Origin of the sequence: Gordonia sp. C13 (genome assembly GCF_023218005.1) — a bacterium.
Taxonomy (GTDB): Bacteria; Actinomycetota; Actinomycetes; order Mycobacteriales; family Mycobacteriaceae; genus Gordonia; species Gordonia namibiensis.
On the sequence record NZ_JALPSY010000005.1, the window covers coordinates 28,196 to 47,736 of the forward strand.

Consider the following 19,541-nt stretch of genomic DNA (forward strand, 5'->3'; position numbering starts at 1 on the left):
CAGGGCTCAGCGGTCGCGCAGGACGATCGGGGTCAGTGACGGCCGCTTGGGCTCACGGCCGTCGCCGAGGGAGACCCCGCGGAGCTTGCGGATCAGCCACGGCGTGAAGAACTCGACCGCCCACCGGGTGTCGCGAACGAGGGCCGCCACCGGGTGCGGAACCGGCGCAGGTGGCAGCGGATTGCCCCAGTCGTCGGTGGCGTCGGGCAGACCGAGAGCATGCGCTGCGGCGTCGGCGAACCGCTCGTGTCCGAACGGCGAGGCGTGCAGGCGGTCCGACGACCACGACCGTGGGTCCGTCAGCACCGGCGCGGCGTGGAGGTCGACCAGAAGGAACCCGTAGGTCGCGGCGAACTCGCGATTCATCTCGTTCAGCTCCAGCAACCGGTGTTCTTTGCGGGCGGCGAACGGGATGGTGCGGACGATGTTCGGGAAGGTCGAGACGATCACCGTGGCATCCGATTCCGCGAGTCGGCGATAGATCGTGTCCAGATCGGCGCGGACCTGGGCGAGGTGGGAGCGGCCGATCACGTCGTTCATACCTAGCGGAGCGGCGATGAGATCGGGTTCGAGGGCGAGCGCCGGCTCCAGCTGATCCTCGAGGACCTGCCGCGTCCGCTTCCCGCGGATGGCCAGGTTGGCGTACTGCAGATCAGGGTTCAGCGCCGCCATACGCTCGGCGAGCCGATCGGCCCAGCCGCGGAATTCGTACTCCGGGTGCGGGTCTCCCAGACCCTCTGTCTGACTGTCGCCGATGGCCACGAACCGCGAGAACTGCACGGCGAAGATCTTAGGACGCCGCAGGTCGTGTCGTGCCTCACGTACACATTCGCGAGGGCCCGACACGACGATCCTGGCGGAAGCGGAGGGATTTGAACCCCCGGTGGTTTTACCCACGCTCGCTTTCAAGGCGAGTGCATTCGGCCGCTCTGCCACGCTTCCCTGACCAGCAAGGGTACGTCAGACACGGACATCGGCCGTCAGCACCCCATTACGGGGGCGCTACCAGTTCGTACCAGCTTCGGCCAGTCAGTCGTCGTCGTCCTCGCGTTCCCGCTCACGCCGCGCCGCTTCGATCACCTCGGGTGGAGCCGGCTTCCGCAGCCAGCCCTGCATCCGCAACAACCCTCCCGCGATCGAGCCGATGGCGAGCACTGCAATGACGATCCAGATTGCGGTGGACATGAATCCATTGTCCGCCTACCGAGGTCGAGGCGACACCGGTTCGACCCGGCCGCCGACCGGCACCGGCCCGACCGTCGGTGTGGAACCATCGACAGGGTGAAAGCCATCGTCGTCGAATCCGAGAACCTGTCCGTGCAGGACGTGCCCGACCCGTCGCCGGCTGCCGGTGAGGTGGTGATCGACGTGGTCGCGGCCGGGGTCAACCGCGCCGACATCCTCCAGCGCGCCGGTAACTATCCGCCGCCGCCCGGTGCTTCGGAGACACTCGGCCTCGAGGTGTCCGGGCGGATCTCCGCACTCGGCGACCAGGTCTCGGGCTGGGCGGTGGGCGACGACGTGTGCGCCCTGCTGGCCGGTGGGGGTTATGCGGAGAAGGTCGCCGTCCCCGCCGAGCAGGTGATGCAGGTCCCGCGCGGGGTCGACCTGGTGTCGGCGGCGGCGCTGCCCGAGGTCGCGTGCACCGTGTCCTCGAACATCTTCGACACCGCGGGACTGACCACCGGCGAACTCCTCCTCATCCACGGCGGGTCCAGCGGCATCGGCACCCACGCGACGCAGCTCGCGCATGCAATGGGCGCCCGGGTCGCGGTCACCGCCCGCACCCAGGCCAAGCTCGAACGCTGCCGCGAGTACGGCGCCGAGATCCTGATCGACTACACGCGTGACGATTTCGCCGCGGTCCTGAAGGAGAACGGCGGCGCCGACGTCATCCTCGACATCATCGGCGCCAAGTACCTGTCGTCGAACATCAAGGCACTGAGCACCGACGGTCGTCTGGTCATCATCGGCATGCAGGGCGGCACGAAGGCCGAACTCCCCATCGGCCTGCTGCTCGCCAAGCGACTGTCGGTGATGGGCACGACACTGCGTGCGCGTCCCGTTCACGGACCCGGCGGCAAGGCCGAGGTGGTCGCCGCGACGGTCGGCCGCACCTGGCCGCTGATCGAATCCGGCAAGGTCGTGCCGGTCGTCGACCGCACCTTCCCGCTCGCCGACGCCGCCGCCGCGCACGACCACCTCAACAGCGGCGACGCCATCGGAAAGGTCTTGCTGACGATCGACTGAGCGGGCCCTTCGCGGCTTGTCGCCTTGACCCTCACCTCGGAGCTCGACCGCCGAACCTCAACTCGACCGGCAGACGTCGATCGAAGTCTGCCGGTCGGGTTGACGTCGACCGGTGGTTGGGTGGGCGAAGGGGGCTGACGGTCAACGAGCCCTCAGGGGGCGGCAGGTTGCTCGGCGGCGTCGACCGCCTCCCGGATCTTGCGGAATGCGGTGCCGAGGCAGGCGAACTCGTCGGGGCTCATCGCGTCGACCACGAACCTGCGGATGACGCGGTCGCGGAGCGAGACGTGGGAGGCCAGGGTTCGGTGGCCTTGTTCGGTGAGGCGGACGAGTCGGTGCCGACCGTCCGCTTTGGACTCGAGGCGTTCGACATCGCCGACGTCATCGAGCCGCGCGATCATCCGCGACACCGTGCTCACCCGCATGTGCACGGTGTCGGCGACCTCGCTGACCCCCAGCTTCGGCGATTGTGAGATGGCCTCGAGGATGCGCAGGTCGGACAACGCCATTCCGCGCTTCACGAACTCGTCGTTGACGCATGCGAAGAGGGCCCACCCGCCGTCGACGAGATTGAGCCAGCTCTCCGCCTCGGCTGAGGTGAGCGCCCGTGGAGGACCTGATGCTGGATCTTCCTGTTTTCCCGACACAAGATGCCAACATACACGGTGGTTAATTTTGTGCGCGCGATAGTGAATTACGTGCAGAAACGCTGCACACGCCCCTAGGCGAACGAACCGAGGGTACGTACCAGGTGGTCGACCTCGTACGGCGTCGAATAGGGCGCGAGGCCTACGGTGACGGCACCGCCGAAGTCGGGGGCGCCCATACGGACCAGCGCTCGGTTGGGCACGTCGGCGAGCGCGCACACGCCGTTGTCGGCGAGCCTACGGACCACCTTGTCGGCGCTGACACCGTCGACGGTGAAGCTCACCAGCGGCACCCGGTTCTCCTCGGTGCCGACCACGTTGACGTGGTTGAACTGGGTCAGCGTCGTCACCAGGTAATAGGTCAGACGCTGTAGGTACTCGTAGACACCGTCGAGTGACGTGACCAGACGCCGACGGCGTTTGCCGATGCCGTCCTCGTCCAAGCCCGCGATGTGTTCGACGGAGGCCACCAGTCCGGCGAGCATCGACCCCTGGTGTGGTTCCGGTTCGAGTCGTGCCGGGCCCTTGGCGGCCGGGTCCATCGACATCAGCCGCAGACGGTCGATGACCTGGGGTTCGCGGAACACCATCGCCGACATGCGCGGGCCGCCCCAGCGTTCGGCGGAGACCACCAGGACGTCGGCACCGAGTTCGTGGATGTCCAGCGACAGGTAGGGCGCCGCATTGGTGGCGTCGACGACGAACAGTGCGCCCGCCTCGCGGACCAGCGGGGTGATCTCACTGATGTCGGTGATGGCGCCGGTCGTCGACGAGGCGAGGGTCACCGCGACGACCTCGGTCTCGGGGGTGACGAGGTCACCGAACTGCCATGCCGGCAGCGCGCCGCTCTCGACGTCGACCTCGGCCCACCGGATGCGGCCGGCATACCGTTCGGCCGCGCGGACCCACGGGACGATGTTCGGCTCGTCGTCCTGCCGGGTCACCACCACGTCGCCGCGCAGAAAGGCGTGCGGGGAGAGCGCCTCGGCGAGGCAGGCCAGCAGCGAGTAGCGCGAGGGGCCGAGGACCACTCCAGCGGCGTCGCCGCCCACGAGATCGGCAATCGCGCGTCGAGCGCTGTCGGTGACTTCCGCAGAAGCACGGGCCGACGGGTACACGCCACCGGGGGCCGCCGCGAGATGACGGAAGCTGGTGGTCACCGCCGTGGCGACCGAATCGGGGACCTGCATGCCCGCTTGCGGGTCGAGGTGAATCCAGCCGTCGCCGAGCGATGGAATCAATCCACGCACATAGGCGACGTCGAAAGCCATGGCACGAGGATAGACGCCCCTGCTCTCACCGTTCACCGCCTCCGGTCGGGTGCCGGCACACGAACGATCTGCGCGCCCGCCGAAGTGTCGGTCGGCCGGAATGGGCACAATGGTTGCCATGGCAATCGATGGCACTCCAGGACCCGGTTCGATGCCCGGCGGCCCCTTCGGCGCGGGTGACTCCGACAACGTGATCGTGGTGGGCGCCGGCGCGGACGGTTCGAAGTCCGACGACGAGTCGTCGGAGTCGACGAGCGTCGCCGACATGGTCGAGCAGCCCGCGAAGGTCATGCGCATCGGCACGATGATCAAGCAGCTCCTCGAAGAAGTACGGGCCGCACCTCTCGACGAGGCCTCGCGTAACCGGTTGCGCGAGATCCACGAGTCGTCGATCCGCGAACTCGAAGAGGGGCTCGCACCCGAGTTGCGCGAAGAACTCGAGCGCCTGGCACTGCCGTTCTCCGATGAGCAGACGCCGTCCGATGCCGAGCTCCGCATCGCCCAGGCCCAGCTCGTCGGCTGGCTGGAAGGTCTCTTCCACGGCATCCAGACAGCGCTGTTCGCCCAGCAGATGGCTGCCCGCGCACAGCTCGAACAGATGCGTCAGGGTGCGCTGCCCCCGGGCATGCCGGGAGCCGGCGGTGGTCCGGGGCACAGCACCGGCCAGTACCTCTGACTCCCGGCGCGGGTACGCTGACTCCTCGTGTCAGCGGTAGTAGACGACGACGCGATACCCGCGCGTCCCGAGAGTTCTGAGTCACGCACCTTCGCGCGTGCAATCAAGGACCTCCGCGACGGTCTCGCCAGCCGCGAGCTGTGGTTCCACCTGGGTTGGCAGGACATCAGGCAGCGGTATCGCCGGTCCGTGCTGGGTCCGCTGTGGATCACCATCGCCACCGGCGTCACCGCCACCGCGATGGGCCTGCTGTACGGCGAACTGTTCGGCATGGACATCAAGGTGTTCCTGCCGTACGTCGCGCTGGGCTTCATCTTCTGGAACTTCATCCAGACCTCGATCCTCGACGGCGCGGAGGTGTTCGCGAAGAACGAGGGACTGATCAAACAGCTCCCGGCCCCGGTCAGCGTGCACGTCTACCGGGTCGTGTGGCGGTCGCTGATCATCTTCGCCCACAACGTGGTGATCATCGTGATCATCTTCGCGATCTTCACCCCGCCACTGAACTGGACGGTGTTCCTCGTCGTACCCGCGATCGGCCTGTACGTGCTGAACGCGGTGTGGGTGACGATCGTCTTCGGCATCCTGTCGACCCGCTTCCGCGACATCGGCCAGCTCCTGACCACCGCGGTGCAGCTGGTGTTCTTCATGACGCCGATCATCTGGACGACGTCGAGCCTGAGCAGCGCGACCGGCGAGACCTCGTCGCGGCTGAAGCTGGTCGAGCTGAACCCGATGTTCCACTACCTCGAGATCGCGCGCGGACCGCTGCTCGGCGAGCCGGTGGAGTTCTACCACTGGGCCGTCGTCCTCGGATGCACCGCCGTCGGCTGGGTTCTGGGCATGCTGGTGATGCGCAACTACCGCGCCCGCGTGGCGTACTGGGTGTAGGGACTCAACTGATGGCCAAGAACAACAACCTCGGGGACAACCGGGTCCGCGTCGACACGTGGGATGCCTGCGTCGACTTCCCGATATTCGACGCCAAGACGCGTTCGCTGAAGAAGTCCGTCCTCGGCGCCGCCGGCGGTGTCATCGGCTCCAACGCGTCGAATGTCGTGGTCGTCGAGGCGCTCAAGGACATCAACCTGCACCTCAAGCACGGCGACCGCATCGGTCTCGTCGGCCACAACGGCGCCGGGAAGTCGACGCTGCTGCGTCTGCTGTCGGGTATCTACGAGCCCACCCGTGGTACGTGCCGGGTGCAGGGACGCGTGGCCCCCGTCTTCGACCTCGGTGTCGGCATGGACCCCGAGATCTCGGGCTACGAGAACATCATCATCCGCGGCATGTTCCTGGGCATGACCCGCAAGGAGATGCTGAAGAAGATCGACGACATCGCGGAGTTCACCGAGCTCGGCGACTACCTGCAGATGCCGCTGCGGACTTACTCCACCGGTATGCGCGTGCGCATCGCACTCGGCGTGGTGACGTCGATCGATCCGGAGGTCCTGATCCTCGACGAGGGCATCGGCGCCGTCGACGCCGACTTCATGAAGAAGGCCCGCGGCCGTCTGCAGGCGCTCGTCGAACGCTCCGGAATCCTGGTCTTCGCCAGCCACTCCAACGAGTTCCTCGCCCAGCTCTGCGATCGCGCGCTGTGGATCGACCACGGCCAGATCCGCATGGACGGTGGCATCGAAGAGGTCGTCGAGGCCTACGAGGGCCCGGGCGCCGCAGCCCACGTCCGCAAGGTGATCGCCCAGGTCAAGGCCGACTCGGAGGGTACGGCCTAGTGGTACAGGCCCGGCCCGAGAAGGTGATCGCGGTGGTGGTGACCCACCGTCGCGTCGAACTGCTCGCCGAGTCGTTGAAGGTGGTGTCCGGTCAGGACCGGAACGTCGACCACCTCATCGTCGTCGACAACGCCGACGAACCCGAGGTCGCCGAACTCGTTGCCGCCCAGCCTGTTCCCACCACGTACCTGGGATCGCAGCGCAACCTCGGCGGCGCAGGCGGTTTCGCGCTGGGCATGCTGCATGCGCTCGCTCTCGGTGCCGATTGGGTCTGGTGCGCCGACGACGACGGCCGGCCCGACGGATCGTCGGTGCTGTCGACGCTGCTCGACTGCGCGAAGCGTCACGATCTCGACGAGGTGTCGCCGGTGGTCGCCAACCTCGACGACCCGGACACCCTTGCGTTCCCTCTGCGGCGGGGACTCGTGTGGCGGCGTAAGCGTTCTGAGCTGTTTGCCGACGGTGAAGCGCAGTCTGATGACCTGCTGCCCGGCATCGCGTCGCTGTTCAACGGCGCGCTGTTCTCTGCCGAGTGCCTCGAGCAGGTCGGCGTCCCCGACCTGCGGTTGTTCTTCCGCGGCGACGAGGTCGAGGTGCACCGGCGCCTGGTGCGGTCCGGTGTGAAGTTCGGTACCTGCCTGCGCGCGGGCTACCTTCATCCGGACGGTTCCGCGGAGTTCCGCCCGATCCTGGGCGGCCGCATGCACACCCAGTACCCGGACAACGACACCAAGCGCTACTTCACCTACCGCAACCGCGGCTACCTCATGAGCCAGCCCGGGATGCGCAAGCTGCTCCCACAGGAGTACGCCCGCTTCGGCTGGTTCTTCCTTGTCCAGCAACGTGACCCGAAGGCGTTCGCCGAGTGGGTGCGGTTGCGCGGGCTGGGTCGTCGGGAGCGGTTCACGAGGCCCTGAACTGGTACGCGAATTTGCTGCGGCAGTTGGTTCCGAATACCGGGACCAACTGCCGCAACTTTTTTCAGCGCCCGACGCGCGGGGTCATTCCGAGCGCGGCGCCGCCGCCGACCACCCCGATGGCGGCGAGCACCCACCACGCCGACACGAAGGCGTCGTGGACGTCGTCGTAGAGCACCGCGGTCCCGACGATGGCGACGAACAGGCTGACTCCCAATGACATTCCGATCTGTCGGCTCATGCTGACCACCGCACTGCCGGTGGCCGCCTGATGGGCGGGTAGATCTGCCGTCGCAGAAGACAGGATGGACGGCATCGCGAAGCCGACACCGATGCCGCCGATGAGCCAGCCGGGCAGCATCTCGGTCGCGAAGTCCGGGGTGGCGTCGACCGACAGCGCGACCATCGCGATGCCGACGGCGAAGAGGACGCACCCCACCGCCACCAGCACTCCGACCGGAAACCGCGTACTCAGGCGGTCGGCAACCGCGGCGAAGACCGGGACCATGAGAGGCCCGGTGGACACGGCCAGCCCGGTGGTGATCGCCGAGAATCCCCAGACCTGTTGCAACCAGAGAACATTGGCTAGTAGGGCACCGGCGAACGGGATCGAGAAGAGCAACATCGCCACATTGGCGTAGGAGAAGGTCCGGACCCGCAGCAGCGCCGGGTCGATGACGGGTTCGGCATGGCGTCGGGAACTGACGACGAATCCCGCGAACGCCACCAGCGCCACAATCCACGCGCCGACGATGCGGGAGTCCGACCAGCCCCATTCACTGCCTTGCACCAGGCCGAGAGTCAACGCGCCCACCGAGACCACGAGCAGGCCGGCGCCGAGAGCGTCGGGAAATGCGGTCACGGTGTCGTTTCGAGAGCGGACGAGAACGAGCGCACCCGCGAAGAGAGCGGCGATGCCCACCGGGATGTTCACCAGGAACACCCACCGCCACGACGCCTCGACCAACAGGCCTCCCACGGCGGGACCGAAAGCGGCGGCGAGCGCACCCGTGGCAGCCCAGATCTTCACCCCGCGCGCACGACGCTCCGGCGGCAGCGTCGACACCACGAGCCCGAGGCTTGCCGGCGTCAGGATCGCTGCACCCACAGCCTGCAGCCCGCGGAACGCGACCAGCCACCAGACTCCCTGTGCCGCAGCACAGGCGGCACTGGCGACGGTGAAGAGTGCGAGGCCGAGCAGGAATCCACCCTTGCGCCCGTAGCGGTCGGCGATCCGACCTGCCGGAACGAGCAGCGCCGCATAGAGGATCGCGTACGCGTTGAGAATCCACGACATGGCGGACAGGCCGGTGCCGTCGAAGTCAGCGCTGATGTCGTCGAACGCGACGTTGACGATGAACACGTCCAGGCTGGCCATGAACGCGGCGCCGGACAAGATGAGCAGCGAGAGCCCGGGTCGGGCCGAAGTCGGCGGCCCTGCGGGCGAGTCGGTTTCGGTGCGTGTGGAGGTCATCGGGCCGACCACCCCACGACGCGGCGGCTCTGCCGAGCGGAGGCGAGGAGCCGACCGTTGCGGTCACGGAGGGTGGTGTCGTCGACGGACCAGCCGCCCGACGTGGAGATGTTGCGGGTGTGCACGAGGATCGGCGCGGGTTCGGGATCGTCGAGCGGTGCGGTGGTGTGCATCGAGAAGGCGACGGTGGGGATGGCCAGGGGTGCGGTCAGAGTGGGGAAGACGGCGGGCGGTAGACAGTCGGCCAGCAGGCCCAGGTAGGCCGCGTCGAGCGACATGGGGGTGCGCGTGGCGATCCACGCACGCATCCACGGGTCGTCGGCACCGGTCAGCGGCAGCGGGCCGTCGACCGGGCGGAGGTCGAGGTGACCGCCCATGGGGACGATCTCCGGCGGGATGTTGAACTGTGCGAGCCCCTCCAGACCCGGCACGGCCGCCGCGATGTCGACGATGTCATCGTGAGCTGCGTCGCCGACCCGTCCCGCCGTCACCGAGGCGATCGCGATCTCCCCGGTTCCCTGCGTGACGGCCACGTCGATGATCCGCGTGTGCCGGCCGACCTTCCGGACCGATGGCGTCAGGATGAGTTCGCCGCCGGCCGGTTTGCCGACGAACCGCAGGTCCACCGCACGGACCGACGCCCCTGGGACGGCATCGGCCGCGACGTGCACGGCGAGCGCGACGATCGCCCCACCGAATGGACCCGACCAGCCCCACCAGCTCTGGTCGATGGTGGCCGCCCACCGCCCCGAACCAACCGGCAATGCCCCGAATTCTTCTGTCAGACCGGTGACAGCATTCCGCTGCCTGCTGAGTTGTTTCATGAAACTCATGCAAGCAGGTTGAGTTGCTTCATGCAACCCACTATCGTCGAGGTCATGCGTCGCGCTTCCTTCACCGACATGAACTGCTCCGTCGCCCAGAGCCTGGAGATCGTCGGCGAGTGGTGGACCCTGCTCATCGTTCGCGACGCCCTGTTCGGCGTGACGCGGTTCGACGAGTTCTCGACACGACTCGGCATCGCCCGCAACGTCCTGACCCAGCGCCTGGACACCCTCGTCGAGCACGGAGTGATGACCAAGGAGCCCTACCAGGACAACCCGGTCCGCTACGACTACCGCCTCACCGACAAGGGTCGCGATCTGTGGACGGTCGTCACCGCACTACGCCAGTGGGGCGACAAGTGGACCACCGACGACGGCGTCCCAGTGGAGTCGACGCACTCTTGCGGCAACACGATGACCGTCGAACCTCACTGCTCGGCCTGCGGCGAGCACGTCGAACTGGCCGACCTCCGCGTGCGCCCGGGGCCGGGCGCACGGGAGAACAACCCTCTTTCCGGATTGACGCGTTAGCTTCCACCTGCGTCGATGTCGGACCCTTCCCGCGCAAACTAGAACGTGTTCTACTGTGGGGAGAGTTCCGTCTGGACGTCCTTGAGGAGCATGATGCGGTTCACTTTCGCCGAGGCCATGACCGACCCGTCGTACTACGCGCCGCTCGCGCAGGCCGCGGAGAAGGCGGGGTACGCCGGCTTCACCATCCCCGACTCGCTCGCCTACCCCGAGGAATCGGATGCCAAGTACCCGTACACCCCCGACGGCAACCGCGAGTTCCTCGACGGCAAGGCGTTCATCGAGACCTTCATCCAGGCCGCGGCACTGGGTGCGGTCACCTCGACCATCCGCTTCACCCCGTTCGTGCTCAAACTCCCCGTTCGCCCGCCGGCACTGGTCGCCAAGCAGGCCAGCTCGGTTGCCTACCTCACCGGCAACCGCCTCGCCCTCGGCGTCGGCACGAGCCCGTGGCCGGAGGACTACGACTTCATGGGTGTGGACTTCCGCCGACGCGGCAAGCGGATGGACGAGTGCATGGACATCATCCGTGGCCTCACCACAGGCGAGTACTTCGAGTTCCACGGCGAGTTCTACGACATCCCGAAGATCAAGATGACACCCGCTCCCACCGAGCCGATCCCGCTGCTCGTCGGCGGTCACGCCGACGCCGCGCTGAAACGGGCGGTGATCCGTGGCGACGGCTGGATGCACGGCGGCGGCCCGCACGAAGAGCTCGACACCCTCCTCGATCGGATCAACGAGATCCGCAAGGCCGAGGGCAAGACGAACGACCCCTTCGAGATCCATGTGATCTCGACGGACGCCTACACCGTCGACGGATGTAAGCGACTCGAGGACAAGGGGATCACCGACGTGATCGTCGGCTTCCGGCTGCCCTATGTGAAGGGCGACGACACCGAGCCACTCCAGACGAAGATCGATCATCTGAACTGGTACGCGGACAACGTGATCGCGAAGGTCAACGGCTGATCCGGTTGCCTGCCAGCAGGATTCGCCCCGATCTCTGATCGCGCCACCGGTGAACCGGCACGGTTGCACGGGTCCCACACCTGGGGCAGACTGCAGAACACGGACGATGCAGACCCCAGGTGTGAGCGATCACCGGGTGGGAGGACAGCGATGACCGATTCACCCGGTGGGTCGGCCTCGTGGTCGGGGCAGGGGCCGGTCGGGTGAGGGGTCGATCTCGCCTGAGCAGGCGTACCTTCTTCAAGGCCGCGGGGGTCACCGGTACGGCGCTTCTCGGCGCCTCGGCACTCGCCGCGTGCGGCGGGTCGTCGACGTCGCCGAACACGTTGCGCGTGGCCATCGCCGGTGAACCCGACCAGCTCGATCCCCAGAAATCCAGTTCGTATTTCACGTTCGAGGTCCTCGAGAACGTCTTCGACACCCTCGTCGAACCCGACGAGAACCTGCAGATGCAGCCGGCTCTCGCCGAGAGCTGGGAGGTCAGCCCCGACGCCCGGCAGTGGACGTTCCTGCTGCGGCCCGACGTCACCTTCCACAACGGCGACCCCCTCACCGCCGCCGACGTGGAGTTCTCGTTCCGACGCATCCTCGACGAGGAACTGTCCAACGCCTGGAAACTCGAGGCCATCGAATCGATCACCGCGCTCGACGACCGGCGCGTACAGTTCACCGTCCGCGAGCCCACCCCGAACCTGCTGACCAACATCGGCGGCTTCAAGGGGTTGGCGATCGTCAACCGGCGCAACGTCGAATCCGGTGAGATCGCCACGAAACCCGTGGGAACCGGCCCGTTCTCGTTCGTCTCCCGCTCCCCCGGCGCCTCGATCGTGCTCGAGTCCAACCCCGACTACTGGGGCGGCCCGCCGGCCATCGACGGCGTGAACTACAGCTTCATCTCGCAGGGCACGACCGCGGTGTCGGCGCTGCGCTCCGGTGAGATCGATTGGACGGACGCGATTCCCGCACAGCAGCTGAGCATCCTGTCCCGGGACGACACGCTCGAGGTCGGCACCGTCACGGCGAACGACTACTGGTACGTCACGATGAACTTCGACGCCAAGCCGTTCGAGGACACCCGGGTACGCCAGGCCGTCGCCTACGCCATCGACCGCCCGTCGATCGCGCAGGTCGTCGGATACGGCACCGCCACACCCAACGAACTCGCGATCCCCCCGACCAGCCCGTGGTTCGCTCCCTACGACCGCTACACCGCGGGCCTCGACCGTGCCCAGGCCGTCGACAAGGCGAAAAGCCTGCTGCGCGAAGCCGGTATCAAGTCGATGGACATGCGGCTCATGGTCACCACCGAGTACCCCGAGACCGTGACCGCGGCGCAGGTCATCGCGTCGAATCTCGCCGACGTCGGGATCGACGTCAAGATCGAACAACTCGACTTCGGCGCCTGGCTCGACCGCCAGGCCGCCGGCGACTTCGACGCGCTCCTACTCGGTTGGCTCGGCAACATCGATCCCGATGACTTCTACTACGCCCAGCATCATTCGAAGGGGACATCGAACTCGCAGAAGTACTCCAACCCGCAGGTCGACGCACTGCTCGACCGGGGACGCACCGAACTCGACGTCGAAGCCCGCAAGGGCATCTACGCCGATGCCGCCGGTCGGATAGCCGACGACGTGAGTTACCTGTACCTCTACAACCCGTCTGCCACGCAGGCGTTTTCGAAGGAACTCCACGGGTACACGGTCCGGTCCGACAAAGCCGTCCGATTCCGGTCCGCCCGGCTGGAGAGGAGCTGACGTGACCGCGCTCCGTTCCCCGCTGCTGCGCTTCATCCTCATCCGGCTCGCCTACACCGTCGCCGTGCTGCTCGGCGTGATCGTCGCGGTCTTCTTCCTCATCCAGATCGTGCCCGGCGACCCGGTCCGCATCGCGCTCGGCACGCGGTACACGCCGGAATCGTATGAGGCGCTGCGCAGTGCTTCCGGCCTGGACCAGCCACTGGCGAACCAGTTGTTCGCCTACGTCGGCAACGCTTTCACCGGCGATCTCGGGGTGAGCTTCCGCAACAGCGAACCCGTCACGACCATGCTGTTCGACCGCCTGCCCGCCACCATCACGCTCGCCCTCGCCGCCATCGTGGTGGCACTGCTCATCGCGATCCCGCTGGGGTCGTGGGCGGCTCTCCGCGAAGGTCGCATGGCCGACAACGTCATTCGCGTCATCAGCCAGTTCGGCATCTCGGTTCCGGACTTCTGGATGGGCATCCTGCTGATCGGTCTCTTCTCGACCGCGCTCGGTTGGCTTCCGTCGGCGGGATATCAACCGTTCGCCGACGGTCCGCTCGGTTGGTTCGAGCATCTCGTCCTGCCCGCGGTCACGGTCGGGGTCGTGACCGGCGCGATCATGACGCGGTACGTGCGGTCGTCCGTGCTCGAAGTGGTGAACACGCCGTTCGTCACGACCGCCGAGTCAAAGGGCCTGAGCAAGAAGAAGATCATGCTCGACCACGTGGGCCGAAACGCACTGGTTCCCGTCCTCACCATCTCCGGCATCCAGTTCGCCGGACTGCTCGGTGGCGTCATCGTCGTGGAGGTCGTGTTCGCCTGGCCGGGTCTGGGACTGCTGGTCTACGACTCGGTCGCGGCCCGCGACTACCCGGTGCTGCAGGGCGCAATCCTGCTGATCGCGGTGATCTTCCTGCTCGTGAACCTCGTCGTGGACATCCTCTACGCCGTCATCGACCCGAGGATCCGGTTGTCATGACCCCCACCGCACCCGAAACCCCCGCGGCCACGGACTCGGCCTGGCGACTGCTGCTCCGCAACCGGGCGTCGGTCGCGGGACTGGTCATCATCGCGGTCGTCGTCCTCGCCGCGATCCTCGGACCGCTCATCGCGCCCTACGGCGCCAACGCGATCGACGTGCCGAACGCACTGCAGGCACCGAGCTGGTCGCATCTGTTCGGCACCGACGACCTCGGCCGCGACGTCTTCTCCCGGGTCGTGCTCGCGGCGTCGGTGAGCCTGCGGGTCGCGGTGATCGCCGTGGCGATCTCGCTGACCGTCGGCGTGATCCTGGGCATGGTCGCGGGATTCGCCGGTGGGGTACTCGACACCGCCCTCATGCGCATCGTCGACGTGGTGTTCTCGTTCCCCGTGCTCCTCCTGGCACTGGCGATCGTCGCGGTCCTGGGACCCGGTGTCACGTCGGCGATGATCGCCATCGGCGTCGTCTACATCCCGATCTTCGCCCGCGTCGCCCGCGCGGACACCTTGCGGGTGCGCCAGACCCAGTACGTGCAGTCGGCCCGGACGATGGGCGTGCGCACCTCCCGCATCCTGTTCAGCCATGTGCTGCCGAACATCTCGGGGCCGGTCATCGTGCAGACCTCGATCTCCCTCGCGTTCGCCATCCTGTCGGAGGCGGCACTGTCCTTCCTGGGACTCGGTGTGCAGCCGCCCGACCCGTCGTGGGGCCGGATGCTCTTCGACGCCCAGGGATTCATCACCACCGCCTGGTGGATGGGCGTCTTCCCGGGCCTCGCGATCCTGTTCACCGTGTTCGCGTTCAACCTGATCGGCGACGGGGTGCGCGACGTGCTCGATCCGCGACAGCGCACACTGCTGCGCAACCGCGGACACGACCGCGGGTCCGCCACCGTTGCGACGGCGAAGCCGAAGCCGGCACGCGCCGTCGCCGAGGACACGGTGCTCGACGTGGAGGACCTCGTCGTCGGGGTCGGGCCACGAGAGATTGTGCACGGCATCAGTTTCACGGTCGCACGCGGCGAGACACTCGGCATCGTCGGCGAGAGCGGTTCGGGAAAGTCACTGAGTGTGCTGTCGGCGACCGGCCTGTTCGACGCCCCGAGCGCCTACGTCCGCGGATCTGCTCGACTCGGCAAGACCGAGATCGTCGGTGCCACCCCGTCGACGCTGCGTGCCCTCCACGGGACGAAGGTCGGGTTCGTCTTCCAGGATCCGTCGTCGAGCCTCAACCCGTTGCTCACCATCGAGCAGCAGCTCATCGAGGGACCCCGCCGACACCTCGGCCTCGATCGCGCCCAGGCACACGACCGCGCGCTCCAGCTACTGCGCGACGTGAACCTGCCCGATCCCGAAAGCCGTTTGCGCGCATACCCGCACCAGCTGTCGGGCGGCCAGCGCCAGCGCGTGATGATCGCCATCGCCCTCGCCTGCGACCCGGAGCTGCTCATCGCCGACGAGGCGACCACGGCCCTCGACGTCACCACACAGGCACAGATCATCGACCTTGTCGCCGACCTGCAGCGCAAACGCGGGATGGCGGTGATCTGGATCAGCCACGACCTCGGGGTGATCGGCCGGATCGCCGACCGCGTCATGGTCATGCGTTCGGGTCACATCGTCGAAAGTCGAGACGTGGCAGCACTCTTCGACGACCCGCAGGACGAGTACAGCCAGAAGCTCCTCGACTCGCGGCCGCTGTTGAGCAAGGTCGAGGAACGGGACGCCGGCGTGGGACCGGCGAAGGACGTCGCCGAGAAGCCGGTGCTGCAGGTACGCGGGCTCGGCGTCGAGTACGTGGTGCGCGGACCGACGGGTCGGCACGTGGTGCATGCGATCGACGGGTTGGATCTCGAGGTGGCGCGCGGCCGCACCCTCGGCATCGTCGGCGAGTCGGGATCGGGGAAGTCCACGGTCGCCGGCGTTGTCACCGGGTTGATCACCTCCGGCCAGGGAACGACGGTGACGGGGAGCGTCACGGTCGCCGTCGACGGGCGCGAGGTCGAGGCGGTGGGCGTCCGCGGTGCCGACGAGGCGCTGCTCCGCCGCCGGGTCGCGATGGTCTTCCAGGACCCGACCGCCTCGCTCGACCCGCGGATGACGGTCGCCGCGTCGATCGCCGAGCCGCTCCGCGCACACGGACTGACGTCCGGAGGCGACGAGATGCGGGGTCGGGCAGAGCAGTTGCTCGACGACGTCAGTCTCGACGCGTCCTTCCTCGGCCGCTATCCGCACGAGCTGTCCGGCGGACAGCGGCAGCGCGTCTGCATCGCGCGGGCGTTGGCCTCCGAACCGGAGATCCTCATCCTCGACGAGTCGACGGCATCTCTCGACGTGTCGGTGCAGTCGGGCGTCCTCGACCTACTGCGTGGCCTCCAGCACGAGAAGGGGCTGACCTTCCTGTTCATCGCGCACGACCTCGCCGTCGTCGAGCAGATCAGCGACACCGTCGCGGTGATGCAGAACGGCAGGGTCGTCGAGGCGGGACCGGCGTCGCAGATCCTGCACGATCCCGGAACCGAATACACCCGCAGCCTTCTCGCCGCGATTCCGCCGGAGGTGCCGCAGCGGGCTTGAGCTCGAGCTACCTGCGAAACGCGGCCTCCGCGGCGCGGAATCCTCCCCGAACGGGCGGCAAAGCGGTCAGCGGATGCGGAAGATGACCGCCCGCTGGACCACGAAGTTGATGACGGTCGCGGTGCCCTGCGCGATGACGAAGGCGATCGCCGAGTAGAGGGCGGTCTTCTCCCACATCGACGACAACCAGCTGTACAGACCCACGTTGACCACGAACGTGACCAGGTAGAGCAGCACGACCGCGATGAAGCGGGCAGCGCTCGGCTCCGCGCGGAAGGTCCAGCGACGGTTGATCAGGTACGCGACGGTGGTGCCGAGGATGAAGCCGAGTGCCTTGGCTACCCAGTCCGGGGTACCGACGATGTACTGCATGAACAGCGTCAGCCCGAAGTCGAGGACCGCCGACCCGGCACCGGTGACGATGAAGCGGATCAGCTGGGTCTTCAGGTCGACATCGGTCGACGCCTCTTCGTCGTCGAAGGGCAACTCGATCGGCATGGGCGCATGCCGCGTCTTGAAGTCCTCGTGATGATGCGGAGGCACTTCACCTGCGGGATCGTGGTTGCCGGAGTCGGGTCGAGACACGCTGACACCCTAGCTCGTTTCGATACGACCCCTCCGCGAGCTCCGGGGTCTACTCAACGATCAGGGGATACGGCTCGTCGCAAGCTCCTCGCCTACTCAACGAGCGGGACCTAGAACTCCTCGTCGACGTCCGAGTCGCGGGCGGCTCGTTCACCACGGTCCAGCGAGGCGAGGTCGGCCAGGTCCGCGTCGTCGAGGGCGAAGTCGAAGAGGTCGGCGTTCTCGAGTTGCCGACCCGCGTGCGAGGACTTGGGCACGACGCTGATGCCGTGCTGCACGGCCCACCGCAGCGCGATCTGCGTCGGCGACTTGCCGTACTTGCGGGCTACGCGCAGAATAACCGGGTCGCCGAGGACACCCTCCTTGCGGCCGGTCGGATGCCACGCCTGGGCGTGAATCCCTTTGTCGGCCATGAATTCCCGGAGATCGGTCCGCGGCAGCGCCGGCGAGCACTGGATCTGGTTGAGCACGGGCCAACGTCCGGTCTCGTCGAAAAGCATCTGGAGCTGGTGCTGTTTGAAGTTCGAGACGCCGGGCGTACGAACGTACCCCTCGTCGGTCAGTGTGAGAAGCGCCTTCCACGACTCGACCGTGCGCCCGAGACTCGGGCACGGCCAATGGATCAGGTAGACGTCGATGTACCCGACGCCGAGCCGCCGGGCGCTTTCCTTGGCGGCGGTGATCGCCTCGTCGAAACCCTGGTCACCGCCGCTGAGCTTGGTCTGGATGATGACTTCGTCGCGAGCGATCCCCGAACCGTGCACGCCCATGCCGACACTGAGCTCGTTGCTGTAGCGGGGAGCGGTGTCGAGGAGTCGGTATCCCGACTTGAGCGCCGCGCCGACCGCACCGACACACGGCCGGCCGAGCATGTTGTAGGTCCCGAGTCCCACGAGAGGAATCGACTGACGGTTGCTGAGCTCGACCGAGGGGATGTCCACCCGACAAGGATAGGTCGGCTGTGGCCGCAGTTCTCTCCGCCGAGACCAAACTGGAAACCGGCAGCGGCACGGAAACCGCTCCGGTACGGCACGAATAGTCACCACCTCGAGGTGTACGCGGCACATGAGTGCCTTTACTGTTCTGGACATGTCTGCCCTCACGTCCAGATCACCGGTGTCGCGCACCACGCGAACACTCGTCTCCGTCATCACCGGCCTCGGCATGGTGCTGCTCGCACTCGGATCGACCACCCCGGCACATGCGGATGACGCGGTCTCCGTCGGTATCCCGAACTGGTCCGGTCTCGATGTCACCGAGTACTCCGGCCCCATCCCGGCCAAGGCGGGCACCCTCATCGCCAAGGTTCCGCTGGCGGAGGAGCTCAACCTCCCCGCGGCCGGTGACGACGCCTACCGCATCCAGTACTCGTCGCTGAACCAGCACGGCAAGATGGCGACGGGCACCGGTGCGGTGTTCCTGCCCAAGGGCAAAGCACCCGCCGGCGGCTGGCCGATCATCTCCTGGGCACACGGCACCGTCGGCATGAACGACGACTGCACGCCGTCGGCCTTCCCGCGCAGCGAGCGCGACCAGAAGTACCTGGGCCACTGGCTCGAGCAGGGTTATGCCGTCGTCGCCGCCGACTACGTCGGTCTGGGCACCCCCGGCCTGATGGCCTACCTGAACGGCGTCACCGCCGCGCACGCGATCGTCGACATCGTCGTCGCCTCGCATCAGATGGATCTGCCGCTGGCCAAGCGCTGGGCAATCATCGGACAGTCGCAGGGTGCGGCAGCCGCGTTGAACGGGGCTCGTTACGCCACCGAGTTCAGCCGTGGATCGGGTCTGGACTACCGCGGCGTCGTCGCCACCGGCATCCCGGCCAACCTCGAGTACCTGTACCAGAACCTGGGACCGGTCGTCCCGCCGGTGAACCTGCCCGGCGGACTGAACGCCTACACCGCCTACATTCTGGCCGGGTTCAACGACACCCGCCCGGACATGAACATCACCAAGGTCATGACGCCGAAGGGCATCGCACGCCTGGCCGAGGGTCGCACCACCTGCTACCCGATCCTCAAGAAGTCCCTCGCCGGTGACGACGTGCGGACCTGGTTCCGCGCACCGCTGATGTCGATCCCGGGGCTGAGCCCGGCGCTGCACAAGTACATGGCGACGCCGTACAAGGGTTACGACCGTCCGATCTTCCTGGGCCAGGGCCTGCGTGACGTCGATGTGCCGGCACCGTCGGCGCTGTCGCTCTACGCACAGATGAAGGCCAACAACCAGCCCGTCGAGCTGTTCGTCTACCCCGAGGACGACCACTCCAGCGCGGTTCTCGCCTCGATGAAGGACTCCACCCCGTTCGTGGCCCGCATCCTGCGCTGATCCGAGAATCACAGGACGCCTCTG

19 protein-coding genes and 1 tRNA gene are annotated in these 19,541 nt (G+C 67.1%); 11 read left to right on the plus strand and 9 right to left on the minus strand.

The window, feature by feature from the left end:
• Positions 1–6: 6 nt before the first annotated feature.
• The 3 genes from M1L58_RS06185 to M1L58_RS06195 form a co-directional block, all read right to left on the minus strand.
• Positions 7–780, minus strand: coding sequence for an SGNH/GDSL hydrolase family protein (locus tag M1L58_RS06185; RefSeq protein WP_248658220.1), 774 nt, complete (start codon positions 778–780; stop codon positions 7–9).
• 74 nt (positions 781–854) lie between these two features.
• A tRNA-Ser gene (locus M1L58_RS06190) sits at positions 855–942 on the minus strand.
• A gap of 87 nt (positions 943–1,029) precedes the next feature.
• On the minus strand, positions 1,030–1,185 hold the full coding sequence (locus M1L58_RS06195; protein WP_248658221.1) for a hypothetical protein: 156 nt from the start codon (positions 1,183–1,185) through the stop codon (positions 1,030–1,032).
• Positions 1,186–1,281: 96 nt separating this feature from the next.
• Here M1L58_RS06195 and M1L58_RS06200 point away from each other — a divergent pair, with 96 nt between their 5' ends.
• On the plus strand, positions 1,282–2,250 hold the full coding sequence (locus M1L58_RS06200; RefSeq protein WP_248658222.1) for an NAD(P)H-quinone oxidoreductase: 969 nt from the start codon (positions 1,282–1,284) through the stop codon (positions 2,248–2,250).
• 152 nt (positions 2,251–2,402) lie between these two features.
• Here the strand turns inward: M1L58_RS06200 and M1L58_RS06205 are convergent, their stop codons facing one another.
• Positions 2,403–2,897 (minus strand): MarR family winged helix-turn-helix transcriptional regulator, encoded by a 495-nt coding sequence (locus M1L58_RS06205; RefSeq protein ID WP_248658223.1) that lies wholly within the window; start codon positions 2,895–2,897, stop codon positions 2,403–2,405.
• Positions 2,898–2,971: 74 nt separating this feature from the next.
• Positions 2,972–4,168: a cysteine desulfurase-like protein gene (locus M1L58_RS06210; protein WP_248658224.1), complete on the minus strand. Its 1,197-nt coding sequence runs from the start codon at positions 4,166–4,168 to the stop codon at positions 2,972–2,974.
• A 118-nt stretch (positions 4,169–4,286) separates the two neighbouring features.
• On the opposite strand from M1L58_RS06210, the gene M1L58_RS06215 reads away from it, so the two are divergent.
• From M1L58_RS06215 to glfT1, 4 genes are read left to right on the plus strand one after another with little or no spacing between them, the layout of a single operon-like run.
• Complete coding sequence (locus M1L58_RS06215) at positions 4,287–4,844, plus strand: bacterial proteasome activator family protein (RefSeq protein ID WP_083876419.1); 558 nt, start codon at positions 4,287–4,289, stop codon at positions 4,842–4,844.
• Positions 4,845–4,871: 27 nt separating this feature from the next.
• Entirely contained in the window at positions 4,872–5,735 is an 864-nt protein-coding gene (wzm, locus tag M1L58_RS06220; RefSeq protein WP_006867120.1) for a galactan export ABC transporter permease subunit Wzm/RfbD, read from the plus strand.
• A gap of 11 nt (positions 5,736–5,746) precedes the next feature.
• On the plus strand, positions 5,747–6,580 hold the full coding sequence (gene wzt / locus M1L58_RS06225; RefSeq protein ID WP_248658225.1) for a galactan export ABC transporter ATP-binding subunit Wzt/RfbE: 834 nt from the start codon (positions 5,747–5,749) through the stop codon (positions 6,578–6,580).
• Positions 6,580–7,497 (plus strand): galactofuranosyltransferase GlfT1, encoded by a 918-nt coding sequence (gene glfT1, locus M1L58_RS06230; RefSeq protein ID WP_248658226.1) that lies wholly within the window; start codon positions 6,580–6,582, stop codon positions 7,495–7,497. The genes wzt and glfT1 overlap by 1 nt, the downstream gene beginning before the upstream one ends.
• A 64-nt stretch (positions 7,498–7,561) precedes the next feature.
• Here the strand turns inward: glfT1 and M1L58_RS06235 are convergent, their stop codons facing one another.
• Together M1L58_RS06235 and M1L58_RS06240 are read right to left on the minus strand one after the other, a co-directional pair.
• Positions 7,562–8,971, minus strand: coding sequence for a DHA2 family efflux MFS transporter permease subunit (locus M1L58_RS06235; protein WP_248658227.1), 1,410 nt, complete (start codon positions 8,969–8,971; stop codon positions 7,562–7,564).
• A complete protein-coding gene (locus M1L58_RS06240) occupies positions 8,968–9,795 on the minus strand; it encodes an acyl-CoA thioesterase (protein WP_248658324.1) in 828 nt (275 codons plus the stop codon). The genes M1L58_RS06235 and M1L58_RS06240 overlap by 4 nt, the downstream gene beginning before the upstream one ends.
• Before the next feature lie 54 nt (positions 9,796–9,849).
• Between M1L58_RS06240 and M1L58_RS06245 the strand changes: the two genes are divergently transcribed.
• The 5 genes from M1L58_RS06245 (at position 9,850) to M1L58_RS06265 (ending at position 16,601) form a co-directional block, all read left to right on the plus strand.
• On the plus strand, positions 9,850–10,326 hold the full coding sequence (locus M1L58_RS06245) for a winged helix-turn-helix transcriptional regulator (protein ID WP_006867115.1): 477 nt from the start codon (positions 9,850–9,852) through the stop codon (positions 10,324–10,326).
• Positions 10,327–10,419: 93 nt separating this feature from the next.
• The gene (locus M1L58_RS06250) at positions 10,420–11,298 is read left to right on the plus strand and encodes a TIGR03619 family F420-dependent LLM class oxidoreductase (RefSeq protein WP_006867114.1); all 879 of its coding nucleotides are present in this window, start codon (positions 10,420–10,422) and stop codon (positions 11,296–11,298) included.
• A gap of 203 nt (positions 11,299–11,501) precedes the next feature.
• On the plus strand, positions 11,502–13,055 hold the full coding sequence (locus M1L58_RS06255; protein WP_248658228.1) for an ABC transporter substrate-binding protein: 1,554 nt from the start codon (positions 11,502–11,504) through the stop codon (positions 13,053–13,055).
• A 1-nt stretch (position 13,056) separates the two neighbouring features.
• Entirely contained in the window at positions 13,057–14,022 is a 966-nt protein-coding gene (locus M1L58_RS06260) for an ABC transporter permease (RefSeq protein WP_248658229.1), read from the plus strand.
• Positions 14,019–16,601, plus strand: coding sequence for an ABC transporter ATP-binding protein/permease (locus M1L58_RS06265; protein WP_248658230.1), 2,583 nt, complete (start codon positions 14,019–14,021; stop codon positions 16,599–16,601). Before M1L58_RS06260 ends, M1L58_RS06265 begins: the two co-directional genes overlap by 4 nt.
• Before the next feature lie 66 nt (positions 16,602–16,667).
• On the opposite strand, the gene M1L58_RS06270 is transcribed toward M1L58_RS06265, so the two are convergent.
• The gene (locus M1L58_RS06270) at positions 16,668–17,186 is read right to left on the minus strand and encodes a GtrA family protein (RefSeq protein ID WP_248658231.1); all 519 of its coding nucleotides are present in this window, start codon (positions 17,184–17,186) and stop codon (positions 16,668–16,670) included.
• Positions 17,187–17,296: 110 nt separating this feature from the next.
• Positions 17,297–18,127, minus strand: coding sequence for an aldo/keto reductase (locus M1L58_RS06275; RefSeq protein WP_248658232.1), 831 nt, complete (start codon positions 18,125–18,127; stop codon positions 17,297–17,299).
• Between the two features lie 148 nt (positions 18,128–18,275).
• Here M1L58_RS06275 and M1L58_RS06280 point away from each other — a divergent pair, with 148 nt between their 5' ends.
• Positions 18,276–19,517 carry an alpha/beta hydrolase family protein gene (locus tag M1L58_RS06280; RefSeq protein ID WP_248658233.1) on the plus strand — a complete coding sequence of 414 codons (1,242 nt, stop codon included), beginning with the start codon at positions 18,276–18,278 and terminating at the stop codon, positions 19,515–19,517.
• The last annotated feature ends 24 nt before the right edge of the window (positions 19,518–19,541 follow it).

What these genes read in the sequence shown, in the direction of transcription:
- wzt (WP_248658225.1), top strand. Translation starts at nt 5,747, where the DNA reads ATGGCCAAGAACAACAACCTCGGGGACAACCGGGTCCGCGTCGACACG.
- M1L58_RS06235 (WP_248658227.1), bottom strand. Translation starts at nt 8,971, where the DNA reads ATGACCTCCACACGCACCGAAACCGACTCGCCCGCAGGGCCGCCGACT.
- M1L58_RS06280 (WP_248658233.1), top strand. Translation starts at nt 18,276, where the DNA reads ATGTCTGCCCTCACGTCCAGATCACCGGTGTCGCGCACCACGCGAACA.
- M1L58_RS06195 (WP_248658221.1), bottom strand. Translation starts at nt 1,185, where the DNA reads ATGTCCACCGCAATCTGGATCGTCATTGCAGTGCTCGCCATCGGCTCG.
- M1L58_RS06215 (WP_083876419.1), top strand. Translation starts at nt 4,287, where the DNA reads ATGGCAATCGATGGCACTCCAGGACCCGGTTCGATGCCCGGCGGCCCC.
- M1L58_RS06250 (WP_006867114.1), top strand. Translation starts at nt 10,420, where the DNA reads ATGCGGTTCACTTTCGCCGAGGCCATGACCGACCCGTCGTACTACGCG.
- M1L58_RS06210 (WP_248658224.1), bottom strand. Translation starts at nt 4,168, where the DNA reads ATGGCTTTCGACGTCGCCTATGTGCGTGGATTGATTCCATCGCTCGGC.
- M1L58_RS06240 (WP_248658324.1), bottom strand. Translation starts at nt 9,795, where the DNA reads ATGAAACAACTCAGCAGGCAGCGGAATGCTGTCACCGGTCTGACAGAA.
- M1L58_RS06245 (WP_006867115.1), top strand. Translation starts at nt 9,850, where the DNA reads ATGCGTCGCGCTTCCTTCACCGACATGAACTGCTCCGTCGCCCAGAGC.
- M1L58_RS06265 (WP_248658230.1), top strand. Translation starts at nt 14,019, where the DNA reads ATGACCCCCACCGCACCCGAAACCCCCGCGGCCACGGACTCGGCCTGG.